Below are 17,779 nucleotides of genomic sequence, written 5' to 3'. Positions count from 1 at the left end.
GGAGCAGCCCGGTAGCTCGTCAGGCTCATAACCTGAAGGTCGCAGGTTCAAATCCTGCCCCCGCAACCAAATATCCTCACATTCCAGCGCGGCGCTGGCGCGAAAGCTTCGCTTCCGCTGGCGAGGTAGCTCCTCGTCCGAACGGACCATAACCTGAAGGTCGCAGCTTCAAATCCTCCAACAACAAAAACATTCCCGATCATCCTAAGCCCCGCCGGAGAACCCGCGGGGCTTTCGCGCGTTTACGACCAACCGCGTGAACCATTGAAGGGCGATTGGGATCCTCCCTGCCAGCGAAACCGGGACGTTAAATGTCGGGCGGCATCGCATTCGGATGCAGTTGTTCCAAGGTGCAATACAGACACTTCTGCATTCCCCGTCTGGCGATCAGACTGTCCAGCTCGCGGGCAAGCCTTGCGCCTGACAGGGATGTATCTGCGACCAGGCACAGGCATTCGCGGGTGAAGTCATCGACGACGGCCAAAACGCGGAAGCGTCGACCGTCCGTGAAGGCATCGCTGACAAAGTCCAGGCTCCAGCGCTCATTGGGGCGCGAGGGCAGAGCCAGGGGACGCCTCGTTCCCAAGGCCCGCTTGCGGCCGCCCCGCTTGCGCACCGTCAGCTTCTCCTCCCGATAAAGACGCCTGTGCTTCTTCAGGCTCATGACGATCCCCCGCCGGTTCAGCATGACGTGGATGCGGCGATAACCGAAGCGCCGCCGTTCGGACGCCACCTTCTTCATCGCCTCACGAATGGATGCATCGTCAGATCGCACGCTGCGATATCGCATGCTCGACCGGTCGACCGACAACACCTCGCACGCCCGACGCTGGCTCACCCCATGCTGTGCACAGACGTGAGCCACCGCATCCCGCTTCGCATCCACTGCCCGGCAGGCAAGCGGAGCGCCGCCGAGTGGGGGCGTCACCATTTTTTTGAAGCGACATCCTTCAGGTTCGCATTGTCCAGCATGGTCTCGGCGAGCAGTTTCTTCAGCTTGGCGTTCTCGTCCTCAAGCGCCTTCAGTTTGCGCGCATCGGAGACGTCCATGCCGCCATACTTCGCCTTGTATTTGTAGAAGGTTGCATCGGAGATGCCGTGCTTGCGGCAGACATCGGCTGTCTTCGCCCTCGCCTCCTGCTCCTTCAAAATCCCGATGATCTGTTCTTCTGTGAACCGTGAACGCTTCATTCGTCCGTCTCCTGATTTTGACGGACTCTACCAAAATTTGGAGAAAGTTTAGGGTCTCAGGTCAGACGGATTGACGAACGTCGCATGATGAAATAAATTTCATATAATGAAAAAAATGTAAATCCGGTTGACAGTCAATCGGACAGGAGGTTAGATCGCGTTGTTGCGATAAATGTCGCATACTGAAATATCTTGCAGGGAAGGCCGCAATCTTACGGCTTGGAGCGAGGGCAAGATATAACGTGGAGGAACATCATGAAGATCGATCAATTGGCCACGGCATTGTCCGCGGCCGCAATGGCGGTTGCATTCGCATTTCCGAGCGCAGCATCAGCCGAGAGCAAATTCCAGTGCGAGCCGGGTGAAACCTATGTCATGAACGTGATGGTTTCGGCTCACCCCTACTGGGTTCCCGTCTACCAGGGGTTCAAGCAGGCAGCGGCAGCCATGGGCTGCGAAACGGCATTTTCGGGTACGCCCGACTATGACATCACCAAGCAGATTGCATCGTTTGAGCAGGACCTGGTGAAGCAGCCAGCCGGCATTCTCCTGCACCCGATGCAGTCCGATCCGTTCATCGAGCCGATCAACCGGGCGATCGAAGGTGGCGTCGACGTTGTCACGTTCGCGGCGGATTCGCCCAAATCGAAGCGCACCGCCTACATCACCTCGGACAATCTGGCCGAAGCCAAGTTCGCGGCGGAAGAGATCGTCAAGCAGATCGGCGACAGCGCTGAGTACGCGGTGCTTGAAAACCCGGGTCAAAGCAATCACGACCTGCGCGTCACGGCACTTCTCGCCTACATGGAAGAGCACTTCCCGAACATGAAACTGGTTGGCCGCCAGGCGACCAACCAGGACAGCAATGCGGCTTACCGCGCAACGGCATCCATTCTTCAGGCAAACCCCAATCTCGGAGCCCTGTGGATCCCGGAAGCCGGCTCCGCCGAAGGTGCAGTGGCGGCGGTGCTTGAAGCCAAGGCCGACGTTCTGATCATGCATGCCGATGTGACGCCGACAACCCTCGAGCACATCAAGGCCGGCAACATTCACATGGCGCTCAACCCCAATCAGGGCATGCAGGGTTTCATGGGCTTTGTCTCGCTGTTCATGGCGGCGCACTCGGACATGTTCGATCCGTTCAACGACTACAAGGTGTCCGGCTACAACCCGGTGCAAATCCCCTATGTCGACAACGGCTTCTCGGTGATCACCAAGGACAACGCCGACTCGTTCGATCTGAACGCCTACATGGAAGGCCGCGACCCGAACTAGACCGGCGCGAAGCAGCGTCCATGAACCCGGTTGCCCGCGTCTGTTCTGTCTCCGCGCGGGCAACCCAAGCCAACGGCGCATGTCGTCGCGTAAACAGCAGAGTCAAAAACGTCATGACCAGCGATCTGATCTTACAGATTAGCAATCTCAGCAAATCGTTTGGAGCCATCCAGGCGCTGCGGGATGTCCGCTTCGAGTTGCGCAAGGGCGAGGTGCACGCCATTGCCGGCGAGAACGGCGCGGGCAAATCGACGCTGATGAACGTGATCGATGGCATCGTGCGTCCGGACAGCGGCGAGATCCGCTTCGATGGGCAGAAGGTCAACATCACCTCTCCCGCGGTTGCCCAGAGGCTGGGCATCGGCTTCGTGCATCAGGAAATCGCGCTGTGTCCGGATATCAGCGTGGCCGAGAACATCTTTATGGCGACAACCAATGTCAGCCGCGCACCGTTGATGAACTACACCAGGCTGGCAGAGAAGGCGGCAGATGTGCTTTACCGGCTTGGCGACATCGATCCCTCCGCCCTGGTCCGCAGCCTGTCGATTTCCCAGCAGCAGCTGGTCGAGATTGCCAAGGCGCTCACGCTCGATTGCCGGGTGCTGATCCTCGACGAGCCCACCGCCGCATTGACCGAAAAGGAAGCCCAGATCCTGTTCGACATCATGCGCAAGCTGGTCAGCCAGGGCATTTCCATCATCTATATCTCGCATCGGATGGTCGAGATTTTTGACAATTGCGATCGTGTCTCGGTGTTCCGGGACGGGCAATACATCACCACCCGCAATGTTGCCGAAACGACGCCGACCGAGATCGTCAATGCGATGGTCGGGCGCGTGATCGACAAGCTCTACCCGGAAAAGCAAGGCGAGAGCGAGAAGTCGGAGTCCGTGATCCTTTCGGTTCGCCACCTGACGGAGAAGCGCCGGTTTGCCGATATTTCCTTCGACCTCCGGCAGGGCGAGATTCTCGGTCTTGCCGGCCTGATCGGGGCCGGGCGAAGCGAGATCGTCAAGGGCATTTGCAAGCTTGAAGGAGAGGTGACGGGCGAGATCGTGCTGAATGGACGGCAACTCGACACTTCCCATTACCAGGAGAGCATTGCCGAGGGGCTGGTTTACCTGTCCGAAGACCGGAAGGGCGATGGTCTGTTCCTGGACATGTCGATCGCCGAGAATGTTTCCGCATTGTCGCTCGGCCAGGTTTCCTCGCAGCTCGGCATCATCAACGATCGGCTGGAAGCCGGGTTGGCCAGGAGGCTCGGCGCAATGCTGAACCTCAAATGTGGTCATGTCGCCGAGCCGGTCTCAAACCTTTCAGGCGGCAACCAGCAAAAGGTCGCCATCGCCAAGCTGCTTTCGGTCAATCCGAAAGTCATCTTTCTCGACGAGCCGACGCGGGGCGTCGATGTCGGGGCAAAATCCGAGATTCACCGGATCCTTCGGGATCTGGCGCGCAAGGGCGTGGGCATCGTCATGATCTCATCCGAGTTGCCGGAACTCATCGGTGTTTGCGATCGCGTCCTGGTGGTGCGTGAAGGCCGGATCAGCGGCGAGCTGAGTGGAAAAGACATGACAGAGGAAAACATCATGTACCGCGCTTCGGTGTCGGACAAGCGGTTGGAGGCCGTTCAATGACACAGGAAACCAAGGCCGTCCCGTTCGATGGGCTCGGCCAGCAGCCACCATCATCGAGCGGCATCATGGATGCGGTCCGGAAGCTTTTCCGCATGCGGGAAACCGGCCTGGTGCTGATCATCGTGGCGCTTTTCATCGTCATGTCGTTTGCCTCGCCGTATTTCCTGACCTGGGTGAACATGCGGGCCATGGCGATGGCCTTTGCGGTTGAGGGAATCGTTGTTGTCGGGATGACCATCCTGCTTATTTCCGGTGGCATCGATCTCTCCGTTGGGTCGGTGACCGCACTTGCCATGGTGATCGCCGGCTTGCTGTTTCTGGCAGGCGTCGATCCGTGGACGGCGTCGGCGCTGGCCATTCTCGCCTGTACGGGCATCGGTGCGATCATGGGCTTTTTCGTCACCACCGTCGGACTGCACCATTTCATCGTGTCCCTTGCCGTCATGGTGATTGCGCGCGGCGCCTGCCTCTTGGGGACAGGCGGGCGGCCCATCGGCCTCTATACCCTTCCACCGGAGTTCAAGTTCATCGGGCAGGGGTCAATCGGGGTCATTCCGGTTGTCATCATCATCTTTCTGGTGGTCGTGGTCGCGTCCGATTTCATGCTGCGGCGGACCACCATCTTCCGCAAGGTGTTCTACACCGGCAGCAACGAGAAGGCGGCCGCCTATTCCGGAATACGCACCAAGCGCGTCGTGTTCTTCACCACCACCCTTTGCTCGGCGCTCTGCGGCTTTGCCGGCATCATCTACATGGCGCGTTTCGGTTCTGCCCAGCCCACCTTCGGTATTGGCATGGAATTGAATGTGATCGCCGCGGCGGTGATTGGTGGCGCGAGCCTTTCAGGGGGAACCGGGACGATCTTTGGCGCAATACTGGGTGTCATTCTCTTGTCGGTGGTGTCCAGTTCACTCGCACTGCTTGATGTATCGGTCTATTGGCAGGATATCATCCGGGGTTCGATACTGCTCTCTGCAGTGACGATCGATCATTATCTGAACAAGCGGCGCAGGTGAGCAAGATGCGGGACCGCGAACGGGAAACCAAGATGGTAGAGAACAAGGAAGAGTTTGAATCGATACGGCAAATGCACACGGTGCTCAGCCTCCATTATCTGGAGGAAATGAAGCAGTCCGAAATTGCCGTGCGGCTCAATCTCTCGACGTCGAAAGTCAATCGGCTGATTGCCCAGGGAAAGCGAATGGGCATGGTCAAGATCGTGATCGAGAGTCCCTACCAGCCGCTTGTGGATATGGAGAAGGGACTGGTGGCGAGCACCAACCTTGCAAGCGCCATCGTGACGCCGGCGGTCGCGGGCAATCCGCACACGAACCTTCAGCAGGTCGGGCGTGCCGCGGCCAATCATCTGCTCGAGACCATTCGCGACGGCGACGTGATTGCGATTACCGGCGGCAAGGCGGTCAGCGCGATGGTGCAGAACCTGAACCCCGATCAATCCTTCGACGTGAAGGTAGTGCCGCTTACCGGCGGCGTGCAGGGAAAATACTACACCGACGTCAATCATCTGGCGACGCAGCTGGCGGAACGCCTGGGCGGCACGGCCATGCTGCTTCACGCGCCGCTGTTTGCCGAAAGCCGCGAACAGCGCGACATGCTGATGGAAATGGGATCGATCAAGGAAGTCCTCGACCTTGCGCGCAACGCGTCGGTTGCCGTTGTCGGCGTCGGCTCCATTCGCACTCCGGGTTCGAGTTACTTTGATCTGCATCCCGGCCCCAACCCCGGCCGGCAGCTGCTCCTCGAAGGCGGCGTGACGGGAGAGTTCTTGGCTCACCTGATCCTGCGGGACGGATCGGTCGCGGACTATCCGCTCAACTCCCGCATCGTCGCGCTGAGCCCGTCGGAACTGGCGCAGTGTCCCGTCACCATCGGCGTTGCGTCGGGCGAAGAGAAAGTCGAGCCGATTTGCGCGGCACTTGCCGGGCATTTGTTCAATTCCCTCATCGTTGATGAGCAGACCGCAGCCGCAGTGCTGGAAAACATTCGAGAGGAAAGACATGTCGCATGAAATGCTTACCCGCCCGATCGGCAATTCCGGGATAGAAGCCTCGGTGGTTGGCCTTGGCACCTGGGCGATCGGCGGCTGGATGTGGGGCGGCACCGAGGAAAAGCAGTCGATCGCCGCCATTCAGGAATCGATTGAAGAGGGCGTTTCGCTGATCGATACCGCGCCGGCCTACGGACAGGGGCTATCCGAAACCATTGTCGGCAAGGCCATTCAAGGCCGCCGCGACAAGGTGGTTCTGGCAACCAAGTGCGGTCTTGTCTGGCACACGCAGAAAGGCAACCATTTCTTCGATTATGATGGCAAGCCGGTTCACCGGTACCTCGGCAAGGAATCGATTCTGTATGAGGTCGAGCAAAGCCTGACGCGTCTGAAAACCGATCATATAGACCTTTACATCACCCATTGGCAGGACGCGACGACACCGCTTGGCGAGACGATGGAGGCGTTGGAGCTGCTCAAATCGCAGGGCAAGATCCGGGCGATCGGGGCCAGCAATGTCTCGGTCGACGACCTCAGGTCCTATGCCGCGTCCGGTCAACTCGACGCGATCCAGGAAGAATACAGCATGATCAAGCGGGATATCGAATCCACGCTCCTGCCGATTTGCGCTGAGCACGGCGTTTCGACGCTGAGTTACTCGTCGCTGGCGCTGGGCTTGCTCTCGGGAAAGATGGGCCCGGATCGAACCTTCACGGGAGACGATCAGCGCAAGGACAATCCGCGGTTCTCGATTTCAAATCGCCAGAAGATCGCGAGTCTGATGGCGGAGCTTAAGCCGATTGCGGACCGACACCAGGCAAGCAGCGCCCAGATCGTGATTGCCTGGACGGTGCAACAGCCGGGCATCACGTTCTCGCTGTGCGGCGCACGCAACCCCGAGCAAGCGCGCGAAAACGCACGGGCGGGGCGTATCCGCCTGACGTCGGAGGAACTCAACAGGATAAATGAGGCAGCAGCAACGCATCTGACCAATCTCGACGCCTGACGCCTTTCAGATCACCGGAAACAAGTGCGGACATCACCCGGCCCGGTGATGAACGGAGAAGTTATGCCCAAACAGCGAAGCGACAGCCTTGAACAAATCCGTCAGAACGGGGCTTTTGACGTCGTTGTCGTTGGTGGCGGGATCAATGGCATCGGGGTTTTCCGGGAACTTGCGCTGCAAGGGCTTCGCGTTCTGCTGGTCGAGCGGAACGATTTTTGCTCGGGCTGCAGCGCAGCCCCTTCGCGGATGATCCATGGCGGACTTCGCTATCTCGAAAACGGCGAGTTCGATCTTGTCCAGGAATCGCTCAGGGAACGCGATGCGCTGCTGCACAACGCTCCGCACTTCGTGCGGCCGCTTCCCACGGTCATTCCGATAGCGTCGATCTTCTCCGGCCTCTTGAACGGCGCCGCCGGGTTCCTGGGCCTGAGCAGCAAGCCGGCGCGCCGTGGTGCATTGCCGATCAAGATCGGCCTGGTTCTCTACGACTTCGTGACGCGCAGGCGCCGGCTTCTGCCCAGGCACGGTTTCCAGGGAAAGGACGAGACATTCCGGCGCTGGCCGAACCTGACCCGAAGCCTGAAGTTTTCGGCCACCTATCACGATGCCTGGATCAGCTATCCCGAGCGCCTTGGTGTCGAACTGGTGATCGATGCGATGCGGCTCGCGCCGGAGAGCGTTGCGGTGAACTATTGCGAAATCCGGATGGAGGGATCCGCGTTTTCGCTGACCGACACGCAATCCGGCGAAAGACTCCCGATATCCTGCAAGACCATCGTCAACGCCACGGGTGCCTGGCTGAATGAGGCAATCCGGGAATTTTCCGGCGATCAGAAACCGGCCGAAACCCTGGTTTCCGGCACCAAGGGCTCGCATATCATTCTGGACAATCAAGCGCTGTTCAAGGCGCTTGGCGGGTACATGGTGTTTTTCGAGAACATCGATGGCCGGGTCTGCATCGTGTTCCCCTATCTCGGCAAGGTGCTGGCCGGCTCGACCGATATCCGGGTCGACAGCGTCGAACGGGTGCGGTGCGAGCCGGAGGAACAGGATTACATCCTGCAGTCGCTGAAGCTGACCTTTCCGGAGATTGCCGTTTCGGACGATGATGTTGTCTTCAGCTACAGCGGAATCCGGCCTCTCCCCAAGAGCGACCACAAGTTCACCGGACGGATCACGCGCGGTCACTTCATTCATCGCCTGGAGGGCCCCGTCCCCCAGTTCTGCATGGTTGGCGGCAAGTGGACGACCTTTCGCGCATTTGCCGAGCAGACCGCAGACGCGGTGATGTTGGAGCTTGGCCATGAGCGCAAGACCACGACCCTGCACCTGCCGATCGGTGGCGGGGCGGGCTATCCCGCCGATCCGCAAGACCTGGTCCGGAGGCTCGCGGAGCGCTATGCCGTCGGCCCGGATCGGGCCGCCTACCTGGTTGATGCCTACGGCACGAGGGCCGATGACGTGCTGTCATTTTGCGCCGGCTGCGATCATGACGACGGGCTCGTTTCCTCTGCCTTGATGACAAACGGTGAAATCCGGTTCCTGATCCGGCACGAGGTGGTTGTCCGGCTCAGCGATATTGTCCTGCGCCGGACGGGACTGGCGATCACGGGCGAAATCTCAAGCGACCTCATCACAGCCATCGCCGAGGTTGCGGCGGATGAACTCGGCTGGGATGCTGCACGCACGCAGCAGGAAACCGATGCCTTCATCAAAGAGCTCAACACTTTCTACGGTGTCTCGCCAGAGACGCTGGAACAGCGAAGCCTCGAAAGGAATACCAAATGCGCCTAAGCTCCAAAGCCCGGATGAACCGGATGTTCACCAATGGCGGCTGCCTCGATGTCGCACTGGATCATGGCGTGTGCAATGAACCAGGTTTCCTGCGGGGCCTGGAAAACATGGAGACTGTGGTCAGCACCCTGATCGACGCAAAACCCGACGCCATCCAGATGGCCTACGGGCAGGCCGATCTGCTGCAGAGCCGGCCGGAAAAGGACAAGCCGGCGCTGGTCATGCGCATCGACATGGGTAATCCCTACAATGACCAGCGGCACCGCGTGATGTGGTCTGAGTTGCAGAACCATGACGAACCGATCATCGGAGCGCTGGAAATGGATGCGGCCTGCGTGGTCGTCAACCTGTTCATGCTGCCCGACGAGCCAGATCTGTTCCGCCAGTGCGTCAAGAACATCAGCCGGGTGCGCGCCGCCTGCCATACCTACGGGATGCCGCTGATGATCGAACCCCTGGTCATGCTGCCGAACGATGTGCGCGGCGGCTATCAGGTCGATGGCGACGCGGAGAAGATCATCACGCTGGTGCGCCTGGCCAGCGAAATGGGGGCCGACATCATCAAGGCCGATCCAACGACAAATCCCGAAGATTTCTACCGCGTCGTCGAGACCGCAAGGGTGCCGGTCCTGGTGCGCGGCGGCGGCAAGGAGGATCTGAAAACGGTCCTGCAGAAATCGGCTCAGCTGATGGGACAGGGCGCCAGGGGGATGGTCTATGGCCGAAATATCTATCAGCACGACAATCCGAAAGCCGTGGTCAACGCGCTGATGGCAATGATCCATCACGGCGCATCCGGTGATGAAGCATGGGATATCTACAATCGTGGCTGAGCGGACGCGCTATCTCCTGGGCCTGGACGCCGGCAATACGGTGATCAAGGCGGTGCTGTTTGATCTCGACGGCAACCAGATCGCCATGCATGCGATTGATGGGCAGACTTCTGTTCCCAAACCCGGCCACGTCGAGCGCGATTTGGGTGAACTCTGGCGCAATGCCCATCAGGCTATTCGCGCCTGCATCGACAAGGCAGGTGTCGACGCGCGCGATATTGCCGGTGTGGGATGTGCCGGGCACGGCAACGGGCTTTATCTTCTGGACAAGGCGCAAGAGCCTCTGCTCGGCATCCAGTCTCTCGACAGCCGAGCGGCGCAGCTCGCCGATGAGCTTGCGGTGGGAGAAGCCGGCGATCAACTGCAAGAGTTGTGTCTGCAAAAACCATGGCCGTCGCAGACGCCGACGTTACTGGCCTGGGTCAAGCGGGAAGCTCCCGATCTGTACCACAAGGCTGCGACAGTGCTCATGTGCAAGGATTACATCACCTACAAGCTGACCGACCGGCTGGTGTCGGATGTGTCCGACATGAGCGGATGCGGGTTCCTGCGCATGCCCGATTGCGCCTATGACACGGACTTGATGCGGCTTTATGGACTGGAAGATGCTCTTGGTATGCTGCCTAAACTGCTTGCGCCCAGCGATGTCGCAGGCCAGGTCACGGAGGAAGCCGGCGCCCTGACCGGGCTATGCCCGGGCACGCCCGTCGTTGCCGGTTTTTTTGACGTGGTGGCCTGTGCGCTGGGGTCCGGCGTGATTGCGAACGGGCAGGCATCGGTCATTGTCGGCACCTGGAGCATCAACCAGGTCGTGTCCGAAAAACCGGTTGCGGCTGAAGAGGTGTTCATGGTGTCGGGATTTGGCGAGGGCCGTTTTCTCAACATCGAATCGAGCGCGACATCGGCGGCCAACCTCGAATGGTATGTCCGCGAATTTGTCGAGCGGAAGGGCCATCACGACGACCCGTTCGGTCACTGCAACCGGCTCGTGGCGGAGACCGAGCCCGCACCGGACGACCCGATGTATCATCCCTTCCTTTACGGGGGCCGGCTGGGGTCGGAAATGCGCGCCGGGTTCTACGGATTGTCCGGCTGGCATAGCGAGGGCCACATGCTGCGGGCGCTTTATGAAGGGGTGATGTTCGAACACCGGCGGCATATCGAGGTTCTGGTCTCGGCCGGTGTGCGTTTTGACGATGTCATCCTTTCGGGTGGCGGCGCACGCAGCCCGGTGTGGCCGCAGATCTTCGCCGACGGGCTGGGCAAGCCGGTCACCATCGCCGCGTGCCAGGAGACCGGGGCGCTGGGCGCCGCGATCGCGGCCGGATGCGGCGCGGGTGTTGTCGCTTCCTACGAGGCAGGCGTTGCAAGAATGACCCGGGCCAAACAGTCCTTCGCACCCGATCCTGCATTGCGCGATCATTATGACCGGCGGTATCAATTGTTCATCGAACTTGGCGCGGATCTGCGCAAATTCTGGAGCAAGTTGCGCGATGCCTGAAAAAGCCGCTGCCGATGGCAGCTATGATTACATCATTATCGGCGCGGGCACCGCCGGCTGCGTTCTGGCGAACCGCCTGTCGGCGGATCCGAAGACCCGTGTCCTGCTGCTTGAGGCAGGCGGCAGCGACAACTACCACTGGGTCCATGTTCCGATCGGCTATCTGTTCTGCATCGGCAATCCCCGCACCGACTGGATGATGAAGACGGTCCCGGAGGCCGGTCTCAACGGTCGTGCACTGGTCTATCCGCGCGGCAAGGTTCTGGGCGGCTGCACCTCGGTCAACGGCATGATCTACATGCGTGGCCAGGCCGCCGATTACGATCAGTGGGCGCAGATGGGCAATGCCGGCTGGGGCTGGGACGATGTGTTGCCCTACTTCAAGAAAAGCGAGGATCATCACGCCGGAGCCGGCGACAGTCACGGGTCGGGCGGTGAGTGGAAGGTGGCCAGGCAGAGGTTGAGCTGGGACATTCTCAAGGCGGTGCAGGAAGGAGCGAGGGAATTCGGCATCGAGCCGACCGATGACTTCAACTCAGGCACCAACGAAGGTTCCGGCTTCTTCGAAGTCAACCAGGACAAGGGTGTGCGCTGGAACGCCGCCAAGGCATTCCTGAAACCGGCGCGCGGGCGAAAGAACCTTCGCGTGATAACGGAGGCGCATACGCGCAAGGTCGTCTTTGACGGGCGCCGCGCCACGGGTGTGCTCTATGAGCGCAACGGTTTGACCTATGTGGCAAATGCACAGCGCGAGGTGATTGTCGCCGCCGGCGCGATCAATTCGCCCAAGCTGCTTCAGCTCTCAGGCGTCGGCAATGCGGGCCATCTGGCGGCGCTGGATATTCCCGTCGTCCATGACCTCAAGGGGGTTGGCGAGAACCTTCAGGATCATCTTCAGATACGAACGGTGTTCAGGGTCAGGAACACCGCGACATTGAACGAGCAGGCCAACAGCCTCATTGGAAAAGTCCGGATCGGCCTGCAATATGCGCTATCCCGGAGCGGACCGCTGTCGATGGCGCCGAGTCAATTCGGCATGTTCACCAGGAGCGACCCGTCGCTGGAAACGCCGGATCTCGAATATCATGTCCAGCCCCTTTCGACAGACAGGCTGGGTGATCCGTTGCATGAGTTTCCGGCAATCACGGTCTCGGTCTGCAATCTTCGGCCGCAAAGTGTCGGGTCATGCCATATCAGCTCCGCCGACCCGAACAGTCAGCCCGACATCAGGCTGAATTATCTCAGCGCCGAGGCCGACAAGATGGTCGCCGTCAAATCGATCCGGCAGGCACGTCAGATCATGACCGCGCGGGCGCTTGAACCCTATTCGCCAACTGAAATTCTTCCCGGCAAGGTGATCGACTCAGATGCGGACCTGCTGCGCGAAGCCGGCAACATCGCCACCACAATCTTTCACCCGGTCGGCACCTGCAAGATGGGGTCTGATGAGCGCGCGGTGGTCGACGGCCAGTTGCGTGTGCATCGCATAGATGGTCTGCGAATAGTCGATGCCTCGGTGATGCCGAAAATTGTTTCGGGCAACACCGCCTCTCCGGTGATCATGATCGCGGAGAAGGCGGCGGACATGATCCTGGACGCGCGCTGAGGCTTGATTGCCTTATCTGGGCTGTTTCCTGCCGGGAAAGAAGGCTTTCAAAAAATAGCCGGGACTTGAGTGGCGGCGGCTCAGACCGGCAGCTAGCGGATGGCAAACAGGGACATCACTACTTTGTCTGCCAACAGACTGCCGCTGCCGACGAAAAACGTCCGATTGACCCAGGCGTAGGGCCCTTTTGTAGTCTGCATCGCATCAGAGCCGGCGGGGTCGCCATGACAGCGGGGATGAACTTCAAAATGTCGGTAGTGATGCGTGAAAAGGACCAGTTTCATGGCTTGTCTTGGCGCATCGGATTCCCGTTTTCGGTCATGCTGCCGACGGGTATTCAGGGATTGCAGTCTGAAAAGGTTGACGCGCGAACCAACAGACCTGGTTCAACAAGCGTGTGGCTTTCGGTCTCGCTGTCCGGACCATCCGACAGCAGGTCGATGATTCTGCGGGCGGCCAGAAGTCCGATCCGGTAGCAATGCGGATCGATGCTAGTGATCGGCGGCACGCAGATATCGGAGATTTCGTAAGCACCGAAGCCTGCGATGGCGATGGTGCCGGGCACGGCGAGGCCGCGCCGCTGGCATTCGGTCATGGCGCCGAATGCGGCGAGGTCCGAGACGCACACCACGGCTTCGGTGTCGGGCCATCTCGACATCAGCCGGGCAAGCGCATCGGCGCCTTCCCGCATCGAGATCGGCGGCGGCCCAGCCTCGACAAGACGGGTGGCGTCCAGGCCGCGAGATTCCATTTCCCGGATGAAGCCGCGGCGCCTGTCAAAGCCCCTGGTGTCACGGCTGGCGTCACCGCCGAGAAAGGCAATCCTTGTCCGTCCGGTTTCCACAAGATGCGCGACGATCTTGGCGGACGCGTCCGCATTGGAGAACCCGACCACGGAATCAATCGGGTCGGCTGGAATGTCCCATGTTTCGATCACCGGGATGCCGGCATTCTCCAGCATCGCCCGGCATTTGCCGGTGTGGGTGCCGCCGGTGACGACGATCGCCTCTGGGCGCCGGGTCAGGAGTTGACGGACCAGCCGTTCCTCTTCCTCCTGATTGTAATTGGTATAGCCGAGCAACACCTGCAGGCCCTTTGCCTGCAGCCCCTCGGTCAGCCCGCGCACGGTGTCAGCGAAATTGGCATTGTTGATCGACGGGATGGTGACGGCAACGAAGCCGGTCTTCCGCGACGACAGGCCCGACGCCATGCTGTCCATGACGTAGCCGAGACGGTCCGCGGCGGCCAATATGGCCTTGCGTGTCTCCTCGTTGACATAGGCATCCGACTTGAATGCTCGCGACACGGTCATCGGAGAAACACCCGCCTCGCGGGCGACATCGCTCATGGTGGGTGTTTTCTTGGGAGGCTTCATACCGTTATGCCTGGACTGCGAAGGCGTGCGCCAGCGTGACGTGATGGTGAATGCGCCCGTCGAAACATTCGGCGACAATCTCGCCGGTGACTTCGCGCGATTGGGCGCGGGCCGGGCTCTGCAGCGCCTTGTCCATGGCCGCCCGGTCCGGGTAGCTGATCGCCAGGATCAGCGGAAACTCGGGGGCGCCTTCGTCGCGTTCCTCGCCGAACATCACCCGCACCTCCTGGGCGCCGGCAAACTGCTTCCACAACGGGACCAGACGATCCATGACGGCCGAGCGGAAGACGTCAGTCTTGCCGGGCTTCACGGAGCCCTCGAAGAGGGCATAGCGGGTGATCATTGGAACTGCTCCTTGTTGGGTCCCTTGAAAAATTCCATCACCGCGGCCTGATCCTCGCCGCCAAGACCTGCGGCGGTCAGCATCCGGTGGATTTCGGCGCACAGCGCGGTCATCGGCATCGAGGTGTGGCTGGCGCGCGCCAGATCGAGCGCGCCGTTGAGATCTTTGACCATGTTGTCGATGCGCCCGGTGCGGCGGTAATCCCGGGTCACAAAGCGCGGCATGTATTCCTGCAGGATTGCGCTGTCGGCGCGGCCGCCCTTGAGCGCTTGCGGTATCTTTGCGGCGTCGACACCGGCATCAAGCGCCAGCTGGGTGGCTTCGGCGACGGCGAGGAAGCCGAGCCCGCACAGCACCTGGTTGATCAGCTTGGTCGTCTGACCGGCTCCGCTCGGGCCCATATGGGTGTAGTTGCTGGCGACATGGCGCAACACATTGTGCGCCTGTTCCACATCTGCGGTGTCACCGCCGGCCATCAGGGTTAGTTCTCCGACCAGCGCCTTCGGCGCGCCGCCCGACAGCGGCGAATCCACCCAGCGCAGACCCCTTGCCTTCGCGTCCTCGCTCAGTTGCCGCGTCGCTACTGGATCGATCGAGGACATGTCGATGATGATGGTGCCGGGTCTTGCGCCGTCGGCCACGCCGGCTTCGCCGAAGACGGCGGTTCTGACGATCCCGGGCGAATTGAGGCTGGTGATGACGTAATCGGACCGGGTCGCGGCCTCGGCCGCGGAACCGGCAGCGATTGCCCCCTTGGCGACGAGTTTCGCCACCTTTTGTGGATCAAGGTCGAAGACGGCGAGGCTGTTTCCGGTTTCAAGCAGGCGGGTGCCGATCGCTCCGCCCATGGCGCCGGCGCCGATCAGCGCCACGTTCTCAGTCATTGTCCTGTCCTTCCAGATAGCGTGCCGCCAGGGCGACGATGGCGTCCAATGGCTGGTCGATATCGATGGCAATCGACTCCTCATCGGCGCCCGGTGGCTCGAGTGTTGCGAACTGGCTGTCGAGCAGTTCGGGGGGCATGAAGTGATTCTTGCGGTTTCTCATCCGCTGGCCAATGACCTCGCGGCTGCCCGTGAGATGAATGAAGCAGACCGGGGCTCCGGCCTGTTGGCGGATCCTGTCGCGATAGCTGTGCTTGAGTGCGGAACAGCCGATCGCCAGCGGTTCGGTGCTTCGTGCGAATTCTTGCCCGATCGCCTCCAGCCACGGCCAGCGGTCGTCATCGGTCAAGGGAGTGCCCGCCGACATCTTGGCAACGTTCTCCTTCGAGTGCAGCGCATCGCCATCCATGAACCGGATGCCTGTGAGCCGGGACAGGTCCTCGCCGACGCTGGTCTTGCCGCAGCCCGCGACACCCATGATGATTGCGTGCCGGGCCATTTCAGAGAGATGCCGTGATGCCGCCATCGACATAGAGCGTGTGGCCATTGACGAAGGAGGCGGCGTCGGAGGCAAGGAAGATGCAGGCGCCGACCAGTTCTTCCACCTTGCCCCAGCGCCCTGCCGGGGTCCGTTTTTCCAGCCATGTGCTGAACTCCGGATCGGCAACCAGAGCGGCGTTGAGCGGCGTATCGAAATAGCCCGGCGCGATGGCGTTGCACTGCAGGCCATGTTTCGCCCAATCGGTGGCCATACCCTTGGTCAGATTGCCGACGGCGCCCTTGGTGGCGGTGTAGGGGGCGATCGAGGGGCGGGCGAGGGCTGTCTGCACCGAGGCGATGTTGATGATCTTGCCGCGGCCGCGACCGATCATGTGGCGGGCGACCGCCTGGCCGACATTGAACACGGAGCTGACATTGGTGCGCATCAGGCGCTCGAACGCATCGGACGGGAAGTCTTCAAGCGGTGCACGGTGCTGCATGCCAGCATTGTTGACGCAGATGTCGATCGGGCCTGTCGAGGCTTCGAAACCGTCGATGGCGGCGCGGGCGGCGTCATGGTCCGTCACGTCGAAGGCCAGCTGGTGGATGGTCGCGCCGGTTCGTTCGAGCCGGGCCGCGGCATCGGCCAGCTTCGTGGCGTCGCGCCCATTGAGCACCAGGCTGGCGCCCGCCCTGGCAAGGCCATGTGCCAAGGCATAGCCGATGCCCTGAGATGAGCCGGTAATGAGGGCCGTACGCCCGCTCAGGTCAAACAGGCCAAGATCCGCCATCAGATGTTCCTCGATATTTGTTGTCGACTTTCAGGATCGAGATCTATATGTTATCGATAACATAGTCAACAATGGTCCCGGAGTTTTTGATGTCTGCTTCTTCCCGACCGGTCGAAATCCTGCAGGTAGGCCCCTATCCGGATTGGGATCAAATTCCCCTTGATGCGACGTTTACAATGCACCGCTCTTTCGAAGCCGATGACAAGGCCGGTTTTCTGAACTCGGTGGCCGGGGAGGTGCGGGGGATCGCCACGCGGGGCGAACTGGGCACCGATCGGGCGATGATCGAGGCGCTGCCGAAACTTGAGGTCATCAGCGTCTACGGTGTCGGCTACGACGCGGTGGATCTTGCCGCCTGCCGCGAACGTGGCATCCGTGTGACCAACACGCCGGACGTGCTGACCAGGGATGTCGCCGATCTCGGCGTCGCGATGATGCTCGCGCAGTCGCGCGGCATGATCGGCGCCGAGAAATGGGTGCGTGACGGCTCATGGGCCAGCAAAGGGCTGTACCCTTTGAAGGACCGGGTTTTCGGCAAGAAGGCCGGCGTGCTCGGGCTTGGACACATCGGCTACGAAGTGGCGAAACGGCTTTCCGGTTTCGACATGGAGATTGCCTATAGCGATGTGTCGGCCAAGGACTATGCGCCTGACTGGCAGTTCATTGGCGATCCGGTGGATCTGGCACGGCATGCCGATTTCCTGTTCGTGACGCTGGCTGCATCCCCACAAACCCGCCACATCGTCGGCCGCGAGGTGATCGAGGCGGTTGGGCCCGAGGGCATGATCATCAACATCTCGCGGGCGGGCAATATCGACGAGGACGCGCTTCTCGACGCGCTGGAGCAGGGGCGCCTTGGGTCAGCCGCGCTTGACGTGTTCGAGGGCGAACCGAAGCTCAATCCGCGGTTCCTGGCGCTCGACAACGTGCTTCTGCAGCCGCATCACGCGTCCGGCACCTTCGAGACGCGCGAGGCCATGGGCAAGCTCGTGCGCGACAACCTGACGGCGCATTTCTCCGGCGCCGATCTCCTGACCCCCGTTCTCTGAGGATTT

16 protein-coding genes and 1 pseudogene are annotated in these 17,779 nt (G+C 60.8%); 10 read left to right on the top strand and 7 right to left on the bottom strand.

Annotated features, from left to right (window positions below):
* Positions 1 to 373: 373 nt before the first annotated feature.
* Positions 374 to 1,191: pseudogene (locus O4H62_RS25145) on the bottom strand (IS3 family transposase); the annotation flags it as partial.
* Positions 1,192 to 1,446: 255 nt separating this feature from the next.
* Between O4H62_RS25145 and O4H62_RS25140 the strand changes: the two are divergent.
* The 9 genes from O4H62_RS25140 (at position 1,447) to O4H62_RS25100 (ending at position 12,851) form a co-directional block, all read left to right on the top strand.
* Entirely contained in the window at positions 1,447 to 2,466 is a 1,020-nt protein-coding gene (locus O4H62_RS25140) for a substrate-binding domain-containing protein (protein WP_269391634.1), read from the top strand.
* Positions 2,467 to 2,579: 113 nt separating this feature from the next.
* Positions 2,580 to 4,103: a sugar ABC transporter ATP-binding protein gene (locus O4H62_RS25135; RefSeq protein ID WP_269391633.1), complete on the top strand. Its 1,524-nt coding sequence runs from the start codon at positions 2,580 to 2,582 to the stop codon at positions 4,101 to 4,103.
* Positions 4,104 to 4,168: 65 nt separating this feature from the next.
* On the top strand, positions 4,169 to 5,119 hold the full coding sequence (locus O4H62_RS25130) for an ABC transporter permease (protein WP_269391637.1): 951 nt from the start codon (positions 4,169 to 4,171) through the stop codon (positions 5,117 to 5,119).
* 32 nt (positions 5,120 to 5,151) lie between these two features.
* Positions 5,152 to 6,132: a sugar-binding transcriptional regulator gene (locus tag O4H62_RS25125; protein WP_269391632.1), complete on the top strand. Its 981-nt coding sequence runs from the start codon at positions 5,152 to 5,154 to the stop codon at positions 6,130 to 6,132.
* Positions 6,122 to 7,117, top strand: coding sequence for an aldo/keto reductase (locus O4H62_RS25120; protein ID WP_269391631.1), 996 nt, complete (start codon positions 6,122 to 6,124; stop codon positions 7,115 to 7,117). The genes O4H62_RS25125 and O4H62_RS25120 overlap by 11 nt, the downstream gene beginning before the upstream one ends.
* A 63-nt stretch (positions 7,118 to 7,180) precedes the next feature.
* Positions 7,181 to 8,911 carry a glycerol-3-phosphate dehydrogenase/oxidase gene (locus tag O4H62_RS25115; protein WP_269391630.1) on the top strand — a complete coding sequence of 577 codons (1,731 nt, stop codon included), beginning with the start codon at positions 7,181 to 7,183 and terminating at the stop codon, positions 8,909 to 8,911.
* Positions 8,902 to 9,744 (top strand): class I fructose-bisphosphate aldolase, encoded by an 843-nt coding sequence (locus O4H62_RS25110; RefSeq protein ID WP_269391629.1) that lies wholly within the window; start codon positions 8,902 to 8,904, stop codon positions 9,742 to 9,744. The genes O4H62_RS25115 and O4H62_RS25110 overlap by 10 nt, the downstream gene beginning before the upstream one ends.
* Positions 9,737 to 11,245, top strand: coding sequence for an FGGY-family carbohydrate kinase (locus tag O4H62_RS25105; protein ID WP_269391628.1), 1,509 nt, complete (start codon positions 9,737 to 9,739; stop codon positions 11,243 to 11,245). Before O4H62_RS25110 ends, O4H62_RS25105 begins: the two co-directional genes overlap by 8 nt.
* On the top strand, positions 11,238 to 12,851 hold the full coding sequence (locus O4H62_RS25100; protein WP_269391627.1) for a GMC family oxidoreductase: 1,614 nt from the start codon (positions 11,238 to 11,240) through the stop codon (positions 12,849 to 12,851). The genes O4H62_RS25105 and O4H62_RS25100 overlap by 8 nt, the downstream gene beginning before the upstream one ends.
* A 92-nt stretch (positions 12,852 to 12,943) precedes the next feature.
* Here O4H62_RS25100 and O4H62_RS25095 read toward each other — a convergent pair whose 3' ends face one another.
* Genes O4H62_RS25095 through O4H62_RS25070 form a run of 6 tightly spaced genes read right to left on the bottom strand, consistent with a single transcriptional unit; the run spans position 12,944 to position 16,724 of the window.
* On the bottom strand, positions 12,944 to 13,135 hold the full coding sequence (locus O4H62_RS25095; RefSeq protein ID WP_269391626.1) for a DUF3237 family protein: 192 nt from the start codon (positions 13,133 to 13,135) through the stop codon (positions 12,944 to 12,946).
* Between the two features lie 53 nt (positions 13,136 to 13,188).
* Positions 13,189 to 14,199 carry a LacI family DNA-binding transcriptional regulator gene (locus tag O4H62_RS25090; RefSeq protein ID WP_269391625.1) on the bottom strand — a complete coding sequence of 337 codons (1,011 nt, stop codon included), beginning with the start codon at positions 14,197 to 14,199 and terminating at the stop codon, positions 13,189 to 13,191.
* Positions 14,200 to 14,230: 31 nt separating this feature from the next.
* Entirely contained in the window at positions 14,231 to 14,569 is a 339-nt protein-coding gene (locus O4H62_RS25085; RefSeq protein WP_269391624.1) for a hypothetical protein, read from the bottom strand.
* Entirely contained in the window at positions 14,566 to 15,453 is an 888-nt protein-coding gene (locus tag O4H62_RS25080; protein ID WP_269391623.1) for an NAD(P)-dependent oxidoreductase, read from the bottom strand. Before O4H62_RS25080 ends, O4H62_RS25085 begins: the two co-directional genes overlap by 4 nt.
* The gene (locus O4H62_RS25075; protein ID WP_269391622.1) at positions 15,446 to 15,952 is read right to left on the bottom strand and encodes a gluconokinase; all 507 of its coding nucleotides are present in this window, start codon (positions 15,950 to 15,952) and stop codon (positions 15,446 to 15,448) included. The genes O4H62_RS25080 and O4H62_RS25075 overlap by 8 nt, the downstream gene beginning before the upstream one ends.
* Before the next feature lies 1 nt (position 15,953).
* Positions 15,954 to 16,724 carry an SDR family oxidoreductase gene (locus O4H62_RS25070; RefSeq protein WP_269391621.1) on the bottom strand — a complete coding sequence of 257 codons (771 nt, stop codon included), beginning with the start codon at positions 16,722 to 16,724 and terminating at the stop codon, positions 15,954 to 15,956.
* Between the two features lie 89 nt (positions 16,725 to 16,813).
* Between O4H62_RS25070 and O4H62_RS25065 the strand changes: the two genes are divergently transcribed.
* A complete protein-coding gene (locus tag O4H62_RS25065) occupies positions 16,814 to 17,773 on the top strand; it encodes a 2-hydroxyacid dehydrogenase (RefSeq protein WP_269391620.1) in 960 nt (319 codons plus the stop codon).
* Positions 17,774 to 17,779: the final 6 nt, after the last annotated feature.

It is taken from the genome of Parahoeflea alexandrii (assembly GCF_027214025.1).
Lineage (GTDB): Bacteria > Pseudomonadota > Alphaproteobacteria > Rhizobiales > Rhizobiaceae > Hoeflea > Hoeflea alexandrii_A.
This window is presented reverse-complemented; position numbering and strand designations above follow the sequence as displayed.

Coding starts and splice junctions, on each gene's coding strand:
- O4H62_RS25140 (WP_269391634.1), top strand. CDS start 1,447: ATGAAGATCGATCAATTGGCCACGGCATTGTCCGCGGCCGCAATGGCG.
- O4H62_RS25135 (WP_269391633.1), top strand. CDS start 2,580: ATGACCAGCGATCTGATCTTACAGATTAGCAATCTCAGCAAATCGTTT.
- O4H62_RS25130 (WP_269391637.1), top strand. CDS start 4,169: ATGGATGCGGTCCGGAAGCTTTTCCGCATGCGGGAAACCGGCCTGGTG.
- O4H62_RS25125 (WP_269391632.1), top strand. CDS start 5,152: ATGGTAGAGAACAAGGAAGAGTTTGAATCGATACGGCAAATGCACACG.
- O4H62_RS25120 (WP_269391631.1), top strand. CDS start 6,122: ATGTCGCATGAAATGCTTACCCGCCCGATCGGCAATTCCGGGATAGAA.
- O4H62_RS25115 (WP_269391630.1), top strand. CDS start 7,181: ATGCCCAAACAGCGAAGCGACAGCCTTGAACAAATCCGTCAGAACGGG.
- O4H62_RS25110 (WP_269391629.1), top strand. CDS start 8,902: ATGCGCCTAAGCTCCAAAGCCCGGATGAACCGGATGTTCACCAATGGC.
- O4H62_RS25100 (WP_269391627.1), top strand. CDS start 11,238: ATGCCTGAAAAAGCCGCTGCCGATGGCAGCTATGATTACATCATTATC.
- O4H62_RS25095 (WP_269391626.1), bottom strand. CDS start 13,135: ATGAAACTGGTCCTTTTCACGCATCACTACCGACATTTTGAAGTTCAT.
- O4H62_RS25090 (WP_269391625.1), bottom strand. CDS start 14,199: ATGAGCGATGTCGCCCGCGAGGCGGGTGTTTCTCCGATGACCGTGTCG.
- O4H62_RS25085 (WP_269391624.1), bottom strand. CDS start 14,569: ATGATCACCCGCTATGCCCTCTTCGAGGGCTCCGTGAAGCCCGGCAAG.
- O4H62_RS25080 (WP_269391623.1), bottom strand. CDS start 15,453: ATGACTGAGAACGTGGCGCTGATCGGCGCCGGCGCCATGGGCGGAGCG.
- O4H62_RS25075 (WP_269391622.1), bottom strand. CDS start 15,952: ATGGCCCGGCACGCAATCATCATGGGTGTCGCGGGCTGCGGCAAGACC.
- O4H62_RS25070 (WP_269391621.1), bottom strand. CDS start 16,724: ATGGCGGATCTTGGCCTGTTTGACCTGAGCGGGCGTACGGCCCTCATT.
- O4H62_RS25065 (WP_269391620.1), top strand. CDS start 16,814: ATGTCTGCTTCTTCCCGACCGGTCGAAATCCTGCAGGTAGGCCCCTAT.